Consider the following 16484-nt stretch of genomic DNA (forward strand, 5'->3'; position numbering starts at 1 on the left):
ACCAATACTTTCATAATCATGGCAAAAAAAGCCGAGGATGGGTTCACACCCACGGGTAAGGTTTACAAAAGCACTACGCTTCCTAAACCAACTAACAAAAATCATAAGGATTTAGGTATAAAGGACGAACAGTTACCACTCATTTTCCGCAACATGTACCTGCAGCGTCGTTTCGAAGAACGGGCCGCACAAATGTACCAAAAGGGAAAATTCGGTGGTTTTCTTCACCTGTACATCGGGCAGGAAGCTGTTTCGGCGAGTACGGTGCATGTTTTAAATGATGATGATGATATCATCAGTGCGTACCGGGTTCACGGTATGGCGCTTGCAAGAGGTACAAGCCCAAATGCCTGTATGGCCGAGCTGTTCGGTAAGGTGACCGGATGCTCCAAAGGTAAGGGCGGTTCCATGCACTTTTTTGACGTTGAAAAACACTTCTGGGGCGGTCATGCCATTGTAGGCGCACACATTCCGCTCGGTGCCGGACTTGCCATGGCCAACAAATATCAGGGTAACGGTCGTATCGCGATTTGCTTCTTCGGAGATGGTGCCGTCGATCAGGGTTCTCTGAACGAAACCTTTAACCTGGCTCAGCTCTGGAAGCTCCCGGTCATTTTTGTGGTTGAAAACAACGGATACTCAATGGGTACCGCTGTAGAACGGCATTCCGCGGGTCAGCTTCATAAGCGCGGAGAAGCTTATGACATGAAAAATGGGGTTGCCAATGGGATGGACTTTTTCTCCATGGTAGATACGCTCACAGATATCGCAAAAGAAGTACGCGAAACCAATGAGCCCTACTTCCTTGAAGTGAAAACCTACCGCTACCGCGGACATTCCATGAGTGATCCCGGAAATTACCGCACCAAAGAAGAGCTTGTAGAATTCCGCTCGTTTGATCCTATAGAGCGCCTGAAAACCTACATGCTTGAGCATAAGCTCATCACAAAAGATGAAATTAAAAACATCGAAGATGAGGTCAATCAGGAAGTGCTGGATGCCATTGATTTTGCTGAAAACAGTGATTTCCCGCCGGCTTCAGATCTCTATGAGCATGTGTATGTTCAGGAAGATTTCCCGTTCCATACCTAATCATCACGCAAATTCAGAAGGGAGAATAAAATCTAATGTCTGTTAAACAATTCAGAGACGCCATCCGTGAAGCGATGGTCGAAGAAATGCGCCGTGATGAAAATATCATCATCATGGGAGAAGAGGTTGCTGAGTACGATGGCGCCTACAAGGTTACGCAGGGAATGCTCGAGGAATTCGGGCTGCGCCGGGTAATTGATACCCCGATCTCAGAACTCGGGTTTGCGGGGGTAGGTGTTGGAGCTGCCATGAATGGTCTGCGACCCATTATCGAATTTATGACCTTCAATTTCGCAGTTGTCGGTATAGATCAGATTCTGAACAACGCAGCCAAAATCCGCTACATGAGCGGTGGTCAGGTGAAATTTCCGATGGTATTCAGAGGCCCTAACGCTTCAGCCGGTCAGCTCGGGGCAACACACTCTGTTGCATACGAAAGCCTGTACGCCCACATTCCGGGTCTTAAGGTGATGTACCCATCCGAGCCCTATGATGCAAAAGGCATGCTCAAAACAGCGATTCGTGATGACGACCCCGTTATCTTCCTGGAATCCGAGCAAATGTACGGCATGAAACAGGAAGTACCCGATGAGGAGTATCTCATTCCGTATGGGGTTGGTAAAATTAAGCGCGAGGGAGATGATGTAACGATTGTTGCGCACGGTAAAATGTACCATATTGCGCAGCAAGCGGCAAAAGAGCTCGCTAAGGATGGTATTGAAGCTGAGATCATTGATCCGCGCTGCATGAAGCCATTTGACTTCAAAATGGTGATTGAGTCGATCAAAAAAACCAACCGTTGTGTGATTGTGGATGAGTCCCACCCGTTTGCAGGCATGGCGGCTGAGATTGGTTTCGTCATTCAGCGCGATGCTTTTGACTATCTCGATGCGCCTGTACAGCGTGTAACGATACCTGATGTACCGGCTCCGTTCGCAAAAAACTTGTTCGACATCTGGCTGCCGGGCCCGAAACAAGTCATTGACGCGGTCAAGACCGTGACGTACAATAATTAATCACAGAAAAGCGAAGGATTGCAGTATGGCTATAGTAATTGATATGCCCAAACTTAGTGACACAATGGAAGAAGGTGTCATTGCAAAATGGAACGTTAGTGAAGGTGACGCGGTAAGCTCCGGAGACATCATTGCTGAAGTTGAAACAGACAAAGCAACAATGGATGTTGAAGTTTTCGATGACGGCACAGTTCTCAAACTCGTTGCGAGTGAAGGAGACGCTATCCCCCTAGGCGGAATAATCGCAATCATCGGAGATGAAGGCGAAGATATCAGTGATCTTCTTGATGGCGACAGCTCGTCCGCTTCCGGTAAAGAAGCGCCCGCGAAAAAAGAGAAAGAACCTAAGGAAGTGGAAGAAGAAGAGAAAGAATTTGATCCGCTCTTTGGCGAAATTGAGGATAAGGACGAAGCTGGTCAGGAAGAAAGTGCCGAATCAGCTGATTCGGCTTCTGATGAAGACGGTCGCGTAAAAGCTTCACCGCTTGCCCGCAAAATGGCCAAAGAACAGGGCATTAGTCTCAGCAAAGTTAAGGGCAGCGGCCCCAATGGACGCATAGTGAAGGCTGATATTGAAGGATATAAGCCGGAAGAGCAAAGTCCGAAACAACAAGCTAAATCTGAAGAAAAAGCTGCACCAGCGACCAAACCCGCCGCTGCAGCCGCCGTTAATTACGAAGATATTCCCATCAATCAGATGCGCAAAACCATTGCGCGCCGCCTGAGTGAGAGTATGTTCACCAACCCGCACTTCTATGAAACGATTGATATCGACATGAAGAAAGCGGTACAGATGCGCGAGAGTTTAAATGTAATGCCCGATGTGAAAATCAGCTTTAATGACATGGTTGTTAAAGCCTGTGCTGTTGCACTGCGCCGCCATCCAAAAATCAACAGCTCATGGCTGGGCGACGTAATCCGTATGCACAAAGATGTTCATATTGCAGTAGCGGTAGCCGTTGAAGACGGTTTGCTCACGCCTGTCATCCGCGATACGGATCGCAAAGGATTTGCTGAAATTGGCAAAGAAGTACGCGAGCTTGCCGGCAAAGCCAAAGAGAAGAAGCTGCAGCCCGATCAGATGGAAGGCAGCACCTTCACGATCAGCAATCTCGGTATGTTTGGTATTGAGGAATTTACAGCAATCATCAACCCGCCTAATGCCTGTATTCTGGCCGTAGGAGCTATTCGGGATGTACCTGTTGTCGAGAACGGTGAAGTCGTCCCGGGCAAGCGTATGAAGGTAACTCTTTCCAGTGATCACCGCGTCGTTGACGGTGCACTTGCCGCTCAGTTCCTGCAAACGCTGCGGAGTCTGTTAGAAGAACCAATGGGTATGTTATTGTAAACCCATTGCTGCACAATGATTAAAACAGCCGGAATCTCTCATGCAGGTTTCGGCTGTTTTTTATTTAAAGTGAAACTGATTTGCGCAATCCTACAAAATAAGTTTGGATTTTAGTCACACTGTTTTACCTTTACAGACATATTACCCTTTAAAAAACCTTCAATTTGTACCCCGTGAAATATTTGATTTTGGGTGCCAAAGGTCAGCTTGGACTGGAATGGACCAAATACCTTCAATCTCACCAAATTCCTTACCTGGCAACAGACAGGGACGAGCTTGATATTACTGAACAGCAAGCTGTTGAGGACTGTCTGAATCAGTTTAAACCGGATGTTGTGCTTAATTGTGTCGCATATACCAATGTGGATGGCGCAGAAACCGAGACCGATGCCAACGAACGCTTGAACCATACGGCACCCGGTTTAGTCGCGAAACTTTGTGAGGCACATAGAATTACCTTTGTACATTACTCTACCGATTATGTATTTAGCGGCAAAATTACCGATAAACAAGTTTATCCTGACGGGTATCCAGTAGATGCGCCCGTAAGCCCGGTAAATCAGTACGGGGCTGCAAAACTAAGGGGGGAGCAAGCTGTTCAGGCAGCGGGTGAGAATCATCTCATCATCCGGATTGCCTGGCTTTGCAGTGCATACGGCAAAAACTTTCTGAAAACCATGCTTCGCCTTGGTCAGGAAAAGCCTAAACTTTCGATAGTCAATGATCAGTTTGGATCACCGACTTTTACATTTGATGTAGTTGATGCAACTGCAGCAATTCTGGCTTCGGGGCAAAGAGGGGTGTTTCACCTTACATCTGAAGGAATGTACACCTGGTTCGATTTTGCAAACGCTATATTTAAGGCCTCAGATATTACGGTTAAAACAGAGGGAGTTGACAGCAGCGCTTATCCTATGGTTGCGAAACGCCCGGCCTTTTCCAAGCTTGATAACAGCAGGTTCAAAGCTGTTGCCGGTGGTAAAACCTATCAGATGGAACAGGGTATAAGACGTGTGCTGGATGAATTAAACAAACAATCCTAAATTTAGAATATGAAAGTAATCAGAACAGAAATAGAAGACGTTGTTTTTATTGAACCTAAGATATTTGGTGACATCAGGGGATTTTTCACCGAGACCTATCGAAAAAGCTGGTTTGATGAAGCGGGTGTACCCTCCGTATTTGTGCAGGACAACCTCTCACGCTCAAAAAAAGGTACGCTCAGGGGACTTCACTATCAGTTTAGAAACCCGCAGGCCAAGCTTGTTATGGTAACCCGGGGTGAAGTACTTGATGTCGCGGTTGATATTCGAAAAGGTTCACCTACTTTTGGCAAACACGTAAAATCGGTGCTTTCTGATGCAAACAAAAGAATGATTTTTATACCCGAAGGGTTCGCACACGGTTTTGTTGTGCTGAGCGACGAAGCCGATTTCCAGTATAAGTGCTCCGATTACTACGATCCCACAAGTGAGCGGGCAGTGTATTGGAATGACCCTGAGATCGGCATTGACTGGGGAATGGGTGATCCCATCCTCAGCGACAAAGATAAATCAGCAAGATTGCTCAAAAATGTACCGGATGACGAACTTCCCGTATATACCGGACCACATAATCTCTAATTTTAAGTCCAAACACCTATGAAAATCCTGATTACCGGTGGCGCCGGATTTATCGGTTCTAACCTCATACTCCATCTTCATGACAAGTATCCTGACTACGAAATTCTAAACGTAGACAAACTCACCTATGCGTCTGACCTTTCCTATCTGAAACCTTTGGAGAGCAGCGAGCGCTACAGTTTTTCACAAACTGATATTGTTGACCGGGAAGCTGTGAGAAAGGTCATTCAGGATTTTAAGCCCGATGGGATTATCCATTTGGCCGCTGAATCTCACGTGGACAACTCCATTGCAGGTCCTGAGCCCTTCATCCTGACAAATGTACTGGGTACTTTTAATTTGCTGGAAGAGTGCCGTGCCTTGTGGAGTGCCGGAGAAAAAGAATTCAGTGCGTACCGTTTCCATCACGTCTCAACTGATGAAGTGTACGGCACCTTAGGAGATACTGGTCTTTTTAGTGAAACAACCCCCTATGCACCCAACTCTCCCTACTCAGCAAGTAAGGCTTCAAGCGATTTTGTAGTGCGCTCGTATCATCATACATACGGCATGAACGTAGTCACTACCAATTGCTCGAACAACTACGGCCCGCATCAGCATGACGAAAAACTGATTCCGGTTGTGATACGAACCGCTTTGAGCAAAAAGCCAATTCCGGTTTATGGAAAAGGGGAAAACATTCGTGACTGGCTCTTTGTTCGCGATCACTGCAAAGCGATCGACATGGTGTTTCACGATGGCCGCAGCGGCGAAACCTACAACGTAGGCGGAAGAAACGAATGGAAAAACATCGACCTTGTTCGTGCCATTTGCGATGAGCTGAATCTTCTGACTGGAAACGGCCCGGACGGGGACTATAAAAACCTCATAACATTTGTAACCGACCGTCCAGGTCATGATCTTCGCTACGCAATTGATGCTACGAAACTCGAGCAGGAGCTTTGCTGGCAAAATACGCAGGACTTCCGCCGGGATTTGCGCGAAACCGTAAACTGGTACATTCAGAAATACACTTCCTGAAGCCCTGTGCTGCGTTTGGGGTTTTTAAAGCTTCTCCAAGTACGCTACTGACATTGAGAAGCTATGTTTAGCCCGCGCTCCCATTACACTAGTACCCCAAAAATATTATTTTTTGCTATCTCTGATTTTAGCTTTAAAGCGCTTAAATTTAGGCCTGTAGATAAACACTCGCAGTGTTGTTCACTAAGCGGGTATAGCTCAAACTTTCTTTCTGTTTACTTATGTTAAAAAAAATCTGTAGTCTTTTGGCAGTCACGCTCTGCCTCTCAGTCTTATCTGAAATTCATGCGCAGTCTTTTGGCACTAAACTCAACTTTGGAACACAGGGTATAGGTGTTGAAGGTGTGCTTCAGGTTTCTGAGCCGATTAATGTTCGTGTTGGTGCCAATTTCCTTGGGGCAAGCTATCTCTATGAAACCGATACTGATGACGATTTTGATATTGATTCTTCTCTGTCCTTATCAACTTTTTCCGCCCTTGCTGACTGGCATGCTTTTAAGTCGTCTTTTCGAATCACTGCCGGACTAATTTACAATAACAATACTGTAAAGGCCTCCTTATTACCCAAACAAGAGTATACCATCGGTGGGGATGTCTATACGCCAGAAGAACTGGGTAATCTTGATGCGGAGGTCACTTTCAACCCAATTTCGCCTTACATAGGCTTGGGGTTTGGAAATACCTTTTCAGGATCAAGGCTGGGTTTCCAGGTCGATTTAGGCGTTTTATATCACGGAGAACCCAGTGTTAGTATGACTGCTGATGGTTTACTGTCGCCTTCAGCTTCACAAGCTCCGCAGCTACAGGAAAACTTAAGCTGGGCTACGCTCTATCCCGTTTTCACTCTTTCATTCACATACCGCATTAACTGAGCTGAACATCTGTCACCGATACAACTAAACGGTTACTATTCCCATAAGCAGAACCAATTTTTACTTTAATGAAAACAAAGCAATTACCTCTTAAAGGCGCTATTGTTGCTCTTTTACTGACAATACCCTTTTATTTTTACGGCTGTGACATCACTGACCCCCTTGATGGAATCAGTGTTATTTTAGATGCCAAAGAAAGGGAAACTACAATATCACTTATTATTCGTGACGCTGCAACCAATGAGCCTGTAGGGTTTGAAGATAATCAGACGGTCACCATTACGCTCGCAGGTGAAGAGCAGGATCAGGTTATTGACTTAATCAACAGAAGTCGCAGCTCATTTGAAACACGCCGCGGTTTTGTCTCATTTGCTATTCGCGACGGCAGGTTACCTTCAGTTCAGAATCCTGTTGAACTGATTGCTCAAATCAATACTTCATCAGATGATTACATACCTGTTTCAAAAAGATTGTTTGTCAATTCCACGGGTTCTAATGTATTTGAACTTCAAATGGTAAACCGTAATGCCCTGCCAAGGGGCGTGAATGGGGGCGTGGGAGCGTCGTTAACGTCAGTTTCTTCAGATACCGGAACAGATACAGATGTCATATTAGGTCAGGCGGAATTAGGTGCGGAAACACCTTTGCGACTCACCATCCCTCAGGGTACACGCTTGCTTGACGCAAACGGTAATGCATTAACAGGTGAGCTATCAGTTGAAGCGTATCATTTCAGCCATAAAGATTTGGAAGCATTGCAGAGTTACCCTGGCGGACTCTCCGGAACCGTTTCCAATATCGACGAATTTCCGGGTCATGGTATTGCAAATCTTCTGCAGGGCGAATCTAACGTAAGTTTCACCCCGGCAGGATTCATATCTGTAGCATTAACCATAAGCGGGCAGCCCGTGCGATCTGCTGACGGATTAATGGAATTTTATATCGGTATTCCGGATGATGTCTTTAACCGAAGCGGTGAAAGGGTTACGGTTGGCTCAAATGTTCCCATCTGGAGTTACGATCGCGAGATTGCTGAATGGCGTTTTGAAGCTATTGCTGAAGTACAGCAGACACCCTCAGATAATCCTGATTTTGGATCTGATTTCCCCTCAAATTTTGTGATGGGTACCACAAACCATTTTTCATTCTGGGCTGCAGCTGATGCTGCACCTGTCTGCCGAACGGGCGCATCAATAACACTTTCCGGGCTGCAAATGCCGGTTATAGGTCGTCTTCTGCGTACAGATACGGACATCCCTGGCGGTGTTTTCCTTGGCTTGTTTCCATCCGAGGTCAATGAAAGAGGTGAACGATTCATAGATCTCACTAATGTCTCCGGAGAAATTCCTGCCATGCTTGAAATTATTAATCTTTCAGGTGAAATTATTGATACCGTTGAGATACCAGACGCCTGTACTTCAGAGAACATTGTTGTTGATTTCACGTCTGTTGAGCAAATGGTAATAACTTTCCGTGGAACAGGAGTGTGTTCTAACACTGATGTAAAGGTTAACCCCAGTGTGCCAATATTTATCAGACCCGATGTATCGGGGGCGCAATGGTTACATGTAGGCAATACCAGCAGAGGTGAGATAACGCTGGGGATACCCGGGCCCGGAAATTATTCATTTGGATTGTATTTTGAGGATCGCTGGTATCAGTATGAAGCTGATCTCTCCGGATTTACCGATGGAGATGTATATAGCGAAACAATAGAACTTCCGGATGATATTTGTGCTGACCTTTAATTAAAACTGTAGATATTTCGCAGAACAGCCTCTTTTTGAGGCTGTTCTTTATCATTCGCAGCAAAGCACAGCAAACTGAAACAGACTTGCGCTTTTCAGCTCTTGGGAAATAAGTAACATTACTTACCGAAATCATCGGATTAACATGCGGCTTAATTGTTTGGAAAGCATTATTTTGAGGAAATCCCATATTAAGAACATCCAACACTCATAGTCGAAGCGTTTAAATCCTTCTTTATAATGCAAAAAGCGTCCATTGAATCAAAGATTTTAAATAACCTCCCGGCACTTACATTTAGATACTATGCCAGTGATAGCAGTTCAAATCTGAGATTTGATACTTTTAACAAAAAACCTGCCGACTTTTTTGGAGTCAGTAGTACGGATGCTGAACCTGTTCTATGGGATTTTATTCACCAAGATGATGTTGCAGAGGTAGCGTCAGAGTTAAAGACGGTTATAGATCAGGGTGTGCAGCGCAGTTCGGAGTTTCGTGTTTCGGGTCCTGTCTCTCATTGGATGGAAATTTCTGTGAGTCCGCCAGTTCTTACAGATGGTGTTTGGGTTGGTCATGGTTTGATAAAAAAAGCGGGAAAAGCGAGGCTTGAGCTCAAAGCAAGTGAGGAAAAATTACAAGGGCTGAACGAACTACATAGCCTTATTACGCGCTTTGCCTCGATGCTGATTCAAACAGGTGTTCACGGACTGCATGACGCCATCAATGAAACCCTTCGTCTGCTCGGTGAATATGCTGAAGTTGACAGAGTTTATATTTTTGAGCATCAGGAAATTACAGATACCGTTGATAACACCTTTGAATGGTGCTCAGAGGGCATAAACCCGGAAATTGAAAACCTGCAGGGCATTCCTTTTGATGCCGTGCCTAAGTGGAAAGAAAAATTCGGAAAAAAAGAACACGTATACATACCTAATGTAGCAGAGATCCCCGAGGAATATAATGCCGAGAAGGAAATACTTGAACCGCAGGGGATCATTTCATTGCTGGCACTACCCATGTTTTATGGTGAAGATTTCATTGGTTTCATAGGTTTTGATTCTGTAAGGAAGCAGCGAGTGTGGTTTGATGAACACATTTCTTTATTAAGACTTGCAGGTGATATTATTGCAGGATCGATTTTCAGAGAACATTTTGAGAAAGCAATTCTTGAGGCACAACGAAGGGCAGAAGAAGCAAACAGAGCTAAATCAGAGTTTTTGGCTAATATGAGTCACGAGATCAGAACTCCCATGAATGCGATTCTTGGTTTTAGCGAAATTCTGCTTAATACCATCAGCGAAGAACGCAATAAAGGATATCTCGCTACAATTATGAGCAGCGGTCGTACGCTGCTGTCTTTGATTAATGATATTCTCGATCTGTCTAAAATTGAGTCGGGTCAGCTCGAAGTGCAGGAAGAACCTCTGGAAATTGTGAGTATTCTCAATGAAATGCTCCAAATATTTTCCAATAAGGCAGACGACAAAAAACTAACGATTGATCTTGACATCTCGGAGAGTTTGCCATCCATTGTGCTGCTTGATGATGTAAGGTTACGCCAGATCTTGTTTAATCTTATAGGTAATGCCATTAAGTTTACCAGTCAGGGCGGTATCGTAATTCGTGCATATGCCGAACCTGGTGAAATTGCTGAAGACCTCTACGATATCACCCTGGAAATACAGGACTCCGGTATCGGTATAGGGCCTGAGCACCATGACAGTATATTTGATTCATTTTTTCAGGTAGAAAGTGATAACACCCGAAAATACGGTGGAACCGGACTTGGACTGGCCATTACCAAAAAGCTTGTTTTAATGCTGGGGGGGGAAATTAGCGTAAAGAGTGAGCTGGGTAAGGGAAGTACTTTTATCATCACATTTCATAATGTTGAAACAACAGATACCAAGCCCATTAAGACCCAGAACTTTAATTGGGCACAAAAAGACGTCAGCTTTAAGCCCTGCAAACTCCTATTGGTAGACGATGTTGTTTTTAACAGGGACTTGGTTAAAAGCTTTTTAACCGATTTCGATAACATTGAATTAATTCAAGCGAACAACGGACAGGCGGGTGTAGATAAAGCACTCGAATTACTACCTGATATGATATTGATGGACCTTCGAATGCCGGTAAAAAATGGCTACGAAGCAACCAAGGAATTAAAAGCCGACCCCAGAGCTGAGGGAATTCCTGTTATAGCGTTTACGGCTTCATCTATGAAGCACGATGAAGATCGCATTGCCGATTTGTTTGATGGTTTCCTTAGAAAACCCGTATCACGTGATGAACTCATTAACGTGCTTGTACAGCATTTGGATAGCGAAATCAAAACTAAGACTGATATATCTGAAATTACAGTCGCTAAAAGTACTGCAAACAGATCAGAGCCCAGCCTGTCAATGGAGGTTTCTTTAACTGAAGCGAATCAGTTCAATGAGCTTTACGATGAAGTAATGCAGAATGAGTTGAAGGATCTTTTAGATTTCATGGATACGGATTTACTTTTATCATTTCTTGATAAGCTTGAAAACATATCAGAAAAAGCCGGTGTGGCTCACTTTAATAAACTGATTCAAAACCTGCGGGATGATGCCGACCGGTTTGACTTTGAAAATTACTCCCGAAATATTGAAAAGCTAAACGAAACAATTGCGCAGATAACAGAAAAAGCCTGACAACCTTTACGCATTATACAGATACAAAATGAACGTAGATACGAACGCCCCTTACCCTGCCTCAATTTTAGTTGTTGATGATAATCCGCGCAATTTACAACTGATTTCAACATTGTTGTCCAAATCAGGCTATAAGGTTAGTGCCGTTAACAGCGGATTGAAAGCCATTAAGTTTGTAAAAGAGAAAAACCCTGATCTCATTTTGCTTGATGTAATGATGCCTGAAATGAACGGGTATGAGACCTGTAACGTCATAAGGCAGAATCCAGAGGCTGATGAAACGCCAATAATTTTCCTAACTGCAAAAAGTGAAATTGAAGATATTATCACAGGCTTCAAGCAGGGGGCTGTAGATTATATCACAAAACCCTTTAAATCTGAAGAAGTACTGATCAGGCTCAAAACACACCTTCAACTACGTGCATCAAGGGCTCAGCTTCGGGAAAAAAATGCTGAACTTGAACAGCTCAACAAAGAACTCGTGGAGACAAGGGCAACCATAAAAGCGGACGCAAACAGGTTAAAGGATCTGAATGCTGAGAAAGACCGTTTTTTCTCCATAATCGCACACGATCTGCGTGGCCCGCTTTCAGGTACAATGGGTTTGGCTGAAGTTCTCGCGAATGAAGCCCGTAATCTCTCGATTGACGAAATCGCAGAGCTTTCAAACGCACTGTACGGCAGCACATCCGATATGTACAAACTATTGCTTAATTTGTTGGATTGGGCACGTTTGCAAATGGGTCTTGTCAACTATAAGCCCGAAGCCGTAGAGGCCAAATCAGTTATTAACGAGGGGCTAAGCATGTATGAAGCGAAGGTAAAAGAAAAAAATCTTGTTGTTGAACTTACGGGCGATGACAATATAAAACTTTTCGTGGACCACAACATGATCAGTAGTGTGATGCGAAATATTATTTCAAATGCCATCAAGTTTACCCCTAAAGGCGGTAAAATTACTATTCGCACCTACCTTTCGGGAGAAAATGCTGCCACCATAGAAGTAAAAGACAGTGGCATTGGCATTCCGCCTGAGATACAAAAAAAATTATTTCGTCTCGACGAAAATGTGTCCCGAAACGGAACGGAAGGGGAAGAAAGCACAGGTATTGGACTTTTACTCTCCCGTGATATCACATTGAAAAATAAAGGTACCCTTACATTTTCCAGCACTGAAGGTAAAGGTTCAGTGTTCAATATTGAACTGCCGGTATTCGCAGACTAAGAAGGCTCGAAAAAACCTGATTATTCAAAAGGCTTCTTTTGCCAACCATTGGTTAGCAGAAGAAGCCTTTTTGCTTTTAATGCTTGTGATGCGGGTTTGTGCAGCTGTGCGTGTGTTTGGCATTTTTGTAAGTCACCCAGGCAAGTCCCAAAGCTCCGACCGTAAGTAAAATTATTTCGCTGAAATAGCCCAGCGAAGCTGTTTGCGCTAAAGTTACATGATGGTTATGGCTAACTGCGAACTGACCGATAAGCAGAAGCAAAATACTTGAAACGTAAACAGTAAGATATGTTCGGTTTTTATGGCGAAGCCAGGTCGGGAAAAAACCAGCGGCACTAAGGGGCACAACTGTGAGAATGAGAATGCTTTCAAATGTGCTGCCGGTAAAAAAGCTTAGCGCGGGCAGGAATAAAATTAAAAAGGGAACAGCAAGACAGTGAATGACACACAGGCTTGAAAGAAAAATGCTGATTCTTGAGAATAAATTTATTTGGGTAGTTGCTTTCATATTTTATTTACAAACCGGACATGTACCATGTAACCGGACTTCGTGTTGTCTTACACTGAAACCTTGTTGTTCAGCTTTTTTTAAATCGATTGGTTTTTCTTCAAAAGGGAAACAGTAGATTTTATCACAGGCTTCACAGATAAAATGTGCATGTGCTGATTCGTGTTGATGACCCTCTGCGCAATTGTGAACATCTTCGCTGTAAATGGCATAGAGCCAGTTACGTTCATCTGTGGCAACCTTATGCGCCAAGCCTACATCAACAAAAGTATTCAGGGTTCGGTAAAGGGTTACTTTATCCAGATCCAGCCCTTCCAATGCATCAGTAATTTGCGCATGTGACATAGCGGCTTTGGATTCCATCAGCAGCTCCAGTACCCGAAGCCTTACTTTGGTGATTTTAAGATCTGCGTTTCTAAGAATTTTCTTTAACTGTTCCTGTTTCATTGTACGCTAAGTTAAGAAAAATGCAACCTTGTTGCAATTAATTGACGGCCGAATTTCAGACTTAAAAATACGCGTTCTGAACTAAAAAGCAGCTTAGGTCTGCGTGTATTTGCAACTAAATTTCATAAACAAAGCACTTCATTTAGCTGTTCCCTGGCACTGCATATCCGAATCAGCGGTCTTTATATTTGCGGGTTGACATTCGCCCGTCTCTCATTTAAATTCAGTCCCATGAAATTAAATGACGCACAGATAAAAATTTGGTGGCAGTTCGCTTATGCGGACTAAGCATGTTGTGCCTGTTTATCATCAACTGTTCGAAGCCCGCATCGTTTACGCCCGATAGCGGGTTTTTTTTGTTTAACGCCAGAAATATTTAATAAAAGCCTGAATGGATCGACATCAGTTTCTTGAATACGCCAAAACCTGTACCGCGATTCCGGTTTGGCGGATGGCGCTCGCCGATACGCTAACACCCGTTTCCGTCTTTCTGCGTATCCGTCAGCATGCGCAGTTTCCGTTTTTATTTGAGTCTGTTGAAGGAGGGGAACAGCTTGCCAGATACTCCTTTCTGGGTAAAAATCCCTATCAGGTTTTTCGGTATGACGGGACGGAAGCACGTCTTGAGAAACGCGATGGCGACATACAATCACTCGGATCATCTTATTACGACGCGCTGAGACCACTCACGCAGTCGTATATTGAGCCTAAAATTCCGGATTTGCCCCGGCTTACCGGCGGCGCGGTCGGGTTCTCGTCTTACGATACCATCCGCCAAACCGAGCACCTTCCAAACGTGCCGGATGATGAACTCGACATACCGGACGCTGTTTGGGCTTTCTATGATGAGATTTTCGCTTTCGATCACGTTAAGCACCGCATTGTGATGCTCAAAACGGTATTCACCAAAGACCTTGATGAGCATGAGCTGAATGAGGCCTATGATGATGCACAAGCCGCGCTTGACCGCATGGAATCGGAGCTTTCCGCAAGCTATGAACAGCAAACCCCGCTTGAGATTACTTCGGAGAACATCACGAGCAACTTCAGCCGCGAGCGGTTTCATGAGGTTGTGGATATTGCCAAAAAGCACATTTTTGAAGGGGATATTTTTCAGGTCGTACTTTCGCAGCGGTTCAGTAGCGGATTCAGCGGCGACAGGTTCATGCTTTATCGTGCGCTTCGGATGGTGAATCCGTCCCCGTATCTGTTTTATCTGGATTTTGACGCTTTTGCGCTCGTGGGTTCATCGCCGGAGGTACTCGTTTCGGTTCAGGATGGCCTGACCAAAGTGCTGCCCATTGCAGGAACGCGTCCGCGCGGACGCTCTGCTGCTGAGGATCAGCGCTTTGCTGCCGATCTTGCTGCCGATGCCAAAGAAGTTGCGGAGCACGTGATGCTCGTTGATCTCGGCCGCAATGATCTCTCCCGCATTTGCAAGCCCGGCACAGTGCGCGTCACCAAAGACCAAATCATCGAGCGCTATTCGCATGTGATGCACATCGTGAGCGAGGTCACCGGTCAGCTTGGCAGCAGCTCAACCGCGGTTGACGCACTTCAACACTGCTTTCCCGCGGGTACGGTAAGTGGTGCGCCAAAGGTCAGGGCTATGGAAATTATCGATGCCCTCGAGCCGGTGAAGCGGGGCCCTTACGCAGGCGCGGTCGGCTACTTTGATTTTTCCGGCAACATGGATACCTGTATCGCCATCCGTACGATGGTCGCTACGCGCGACACGGTTTACATTCAGGCAGGTGCCGGCATTGTAGCGGACAGCGTACCTGAAAATGAGTATCAGGAGACCTACAACAAAGCCCGCGCGCTTTTTGAAGCGCTGAAACTATCCATAAAAATGTAAGCTTCATAAACAGAATCCAATATTTCCATTTTCTAAACTTCTATGAGTCAGCGTTCCGCTACACCTGTCATTCTTTCCGGCATTACGCCATCCGGACGCCTGCATGCGGGCAACTATTTCGGTGCCATGAAGCAGCACCTTGAGTACATCGAAAAAGGGGAGGCCTACTACTTTATTGCCAACTATCACGCGCTTACTTCGCTGCGGGATGGCAAACTGCTCGAGCAATACACGCTTGATGTCGCCCTCGATTATCTCTCTCTTGGCCTTGATCCCGAAAAATGCACCTTCTTTGCCCAAAGCGATGTGCCCGCCGTTACCGAGCTTGCCTGGATTTTAGGCACGCTTTGCCCGGTCAGCCTGATGGAAAAAGGTGTTGCCTACAAAGACAAGGTCGCGCAGGGGCTGCTACCCAACATCGGTCTTTTTACCTATCCCATCCTTCAGGCGGCGGATATTCTGATTTATCACTCCGACATTGTGCCGGTCGGCGCGGATCAGAAGCAAAACCTCGAGTTCGCCCGTGATCTTGCCCAAAAACTCAACAATACCTTCGAGGGGGAGTACCTTAAGCTGCCGGAGCCTTATATCGTAAAGGACGTAGCCATTGTGCCGGGTATCGACGGGCGGAAGATGAGCAAGTCCTACAACAATCACATTTTCATTTTTGATGAAGGCAAAGTGCTCAAGAAAAAAGTGATGAGCATTATCACGGACGCAACGGCACTGGAAGACCCCAAAAATCCGGATACCTGCAATGTGTTCAGCCTGATTAAGCTGTTTGCGACCCCTGAAAAACTTGCGGAGATTCGCGCTGCGTACCTTGCCGGCGGCTACGGCTACGGTCATGCCAAAAAGGAACTGCTCACGCTCTTCAGCGATTACTTTGCCGAAGCCCGCGAGCGTCGTCGTGAACTCGAAAAAGACTCTGATACCGTCCGCGATATCCTTCGCGAAGGCGGCCTTAAAGCCCGTGCGCGTGCCGAAATGGTGATGCAGCCCATACGTGAAGTTACGGGTATCATCAGAACCCATTAATTTCTTTTGCTTTA

14 protein-coding genes are annotated in these 16484 nt (G+C 45.4%); 12 read left to right on the forward strand and 2 right to left on the reverse strand.

What is annotated here, in order from left to right; translation table 11 throughout:
• The first annotated feature begins 18 nt into the window (after window positions 1–18).
• The 10 genes from pdhA to CYPRO_RS08835 all read left to right on the forward strand — a co-directional run bounded on the left by pdhA (window position 19) and on the right by CYPRO_RS08835 (window position 12619).
• Window positions 19–1092 (forward strand): pyruvate dehydrogenase (acetyl-transferring) E1 component subunit alpha, encoded by a 1074-nt coding sequence (gene pdhA, locus CYPRO_RS08790; RefSeq protein ID WP_114984262.1) that lies wholly within the window; start codon window positions 19–21, stop codon window positions 1090–1092.
• A gap of 35 nt (window positions 1093–1127) precedes the next feature.
• Complete coding sequence (locus tag CYPRO_RS08795; protein ID WP_114984263.1) at window positions 1128–2108, forward strand: pyruvate dehydrogenase complex E1 component subunit beta; 981 nt, start codon at window positions 1128–1130, stop codon at window positions 2106–2108.
• A gap of 25 nt (window positions 2109–2133) precedes the next feature.
• Window positions 2134–3456 (forward strand): pyruvate dehydrogenase complex dihydrolipoamide acetyltransferase, encoded by a 1323-nt coding sequence (locus CYPRO_RS08800; protein ID WP_114984264.1) that lies wholly within the window; start codon window positions 2134–2136, stop codon window positions 3454–3456.
• A 173-nt stretch (window positions 3457–3629) separates the two neighbouring features.
• Window positions 3630–4499, forward strand: a complete 870-nt coding sequence (gene rfbD, locus CYPRO_RS08805; RefSeq protein WP_164682655.1) for a dTDP-4-dehydrorhamnose reductase — start codon at window positions 3630–3632, stop codon at window positions 4497–4499.
• Between the two features lie 9 nt (window positions 4500–4508).
• Complete coding sequence (gene rfbC, locus CYPRO_RS08810; RefSeq protein WP_114984266.1) at window positions 4509–5078, forward strand: dTDP-4-dehydrorhamnose 3,5-epimerase; 570 nt, start codon at window positions 4509–4511, stop codon at window positions 5076–5078.
• Window positions 5079–5096: 18 nt separating this feature from the next.
• Window positions 5097–6098, forward strand: coding sequence for a dTDP-glucose 4,6-dehydratase (gene rfbB / locus CYPRO_RS08815; protein ID WP_114984267.1), 1002 nt, complete (start codon window positions 5097–5099; stop codon window positions 6096–6098).
• A 221-nt stretch (window positions 6099–6319) separates the two neighbouring features.
• Window positions 6320–6970, forward strand: coding sequence for a hypothetical protein (locus CYPRO_RS08820; protein ID WP_114984268.1), 651 nt, complete (start codon window positions 6320–6322; stop codon window positions 6968–6970).
• Window positions 6971–7038: 68 nt separating this feature from the next.
• Window positions 7039–8718 carry a hypothetical protein gene (locus tag CYPRO_RS08825; protein WP_114984269.1) on the forward strand — a complete coding sequence of 560 codons (1680 nt, stop codon included), beginning with the start codon at window positions 7039–7041 and terminating at the stop codon, window positions 8716–8718.
• Between the two features lie 240 nt (window positions 8719–8958).
• Window positions 8959–11394, forward strand: a complete 2436-nt coding sequence (locus tag CYPRO_RS08830; protein ID WP_114984270.1) for a GAF domain-containing hybrid sensor histidine kinase/response regulator — start codon at window positions 8959–8961, stop codon at window positions 11392–11394.
• A 28-nt stretch (window positions 11395–11422) separates the two neighbouring features.
• Window positions 11423–12619: an ATP-binding response regulator gene (locus CYPRO_RS08835; RefSeq protein WP_114984271.1), complete on the forward strand. Its 1197-nt coding sequence runs from the start codon at window positions 11423–11425 to the stop codon at window positions 12617–12619.
• Window positions 12620–12695: 76 nt separating this feature from the next.
• Here CYPRO_RS08835 and CYPRO_RS17000 read toward each other — a convergent pair whose 3' ends face one another.
• Window positions 12696–13127, reverse strand: coding sequence for a MerC domain-containing protein (locus CYPRO_RS17000; RefSeq protein WP_114984272.1), 432 nt, complete (start codon window positions 13125–13127; stop codon window positions 12696–12698).
• 3 nt (window positions 13128–13130) lie between these two features.
• Window positions 13131–13574 (reverse strand): Fur family transcriptional regulator, encoded by a 444-nt coding sequence (locus CYPRO_RS08845; protein WP_114984273.1) that lies wholly within the window; start codon window positions 13572–13574, stop codon window positions 13131–13133.
• Between the two features lie 391 nt (window positions 13575–13965).
• Here CYPRO_RS08845 and trpE point away from each other — a divergent pair, with 391 nt between their 5' ends.
• Together trpE and trpS are read left to right on the forward strand one after the other, a co-directional pair.
• Window positions 13966–15432, forward strand: a complete 1467-nt coding sequence (gene trpE / locus CYPRO_RS08850; protein WP_114984274.1) for an anthranilate synthase component I — start codon at window positions 13966–13968, stop codon at window positions 15430–15432.
• Between the two features lie 42 nt (window positions 15433–15474).
• Window positions 15475–16470: a tryptophan--tRNA ligase gene (gene trpS, locus CYPRO_RS08855; protein WP_114984275.1), complete on the forward strand. Its 996-nt coding sequence runs from the start codon at window positions 15475–15477 to the stop codon at window positions 16468–16470.
• Window positions 16471–16484: the final 14 nt, after the last annotated feature.

Source organism: Cyclonatronum proteinivorum (assembly GCF_003353065.1).
Classification (GTDB): Bacteria; Bacteroidota; Rhodothermia; order Balneolales; family Cyclonatronaceae; genus Cyclonatronum; species Cyclonatronum proteinivorum.

Coding starts and splice junctions, on each gene's coding strand:
- CYPRO_RS08835 (WP_114984271.1), top strand. CDS start 11,423: ATGAACGTAGATACGAACGCCCCTTACCCTGCCTCAATTTTAGTTGTT.
- rfbB (WP_114984267.1), top strand. CDS start 5,097: ATGAAAATCCTGATTACCGGTGGCGCCGGATTTATCGGTTCTAACCTC.
- rfbC (WP_114984266.1), top strand. CDS start 4,509: ATGAAAGTAATCAGAACAGAAATAGAAGACGTTGTTTTTATTGAACCT.
- CYPRO_RS08820 (WP_114984268.1), top strand. CDS start 6,320: ATGTTAAAAAAAATCTGTAGTCTTTTGGCAGTCACGCTCTGCCTCTCA.
- trpS (WP_114984275.1), top strand. CDS start 15,475: ATGAGTCAGCGTTCCGCTACACCTGTCATTCTTTCCGGCATTACGCCA.
- CYPRO_RS08800 (WP_114984264.1), top strand. CDS start 2,134: ATGGCTATAGTAATTGATATGCCCAAACTTAGTGACACAATGGAAGAA.
- CYPRO_RS08795 (WP_114984263.1), top strand. CDS start 1,128: ATGTCTGTTAAACAATTCAGAGACGCCATCCGTGAAGCGATGGTCGAA.
- pdhA (WP_114984262.1), top strand. CDS start 19: ATGGCAAAAAAAGCCGAGGATGGGTTCACACCCACGGGTAAGGTTTAC.
- CYPRO_RS08845 (WP_114984273.1), bottom strand. CDS start 13,574: ATGAAACAGGAACAGTTAAAGAAAATTCTTAGAAACGCAGATCTTAAA.
- CYPRO_RS08825 (WP_114984269.1), top strand. CDS start 7,039: ATGAAAACAAAGCAATTACCTCTTAAAGGCGCTATTGTTGCTCTTTTA.
- CYPRO_RS17000 (WP_114984272.1), bottom strand. CDS start 13,127: ATGAAAGCAACTACCCAAATAAATTTATTCTCAAGAATCAGCATTTTT.
- trpE (WP_114984274.1), top strand. CDS start 13,966: ATGGATCGACATCAGTTTCTTGAATACGCCAAAACCTGTACCGCGATT.
- CYPRO_RS08830 (WP_114984270.1), top strand. CDS start 8,959: ATGCAAAAAGCGTCCATTGAATCAAAGATTTTAAATAACCTCCCGGCA.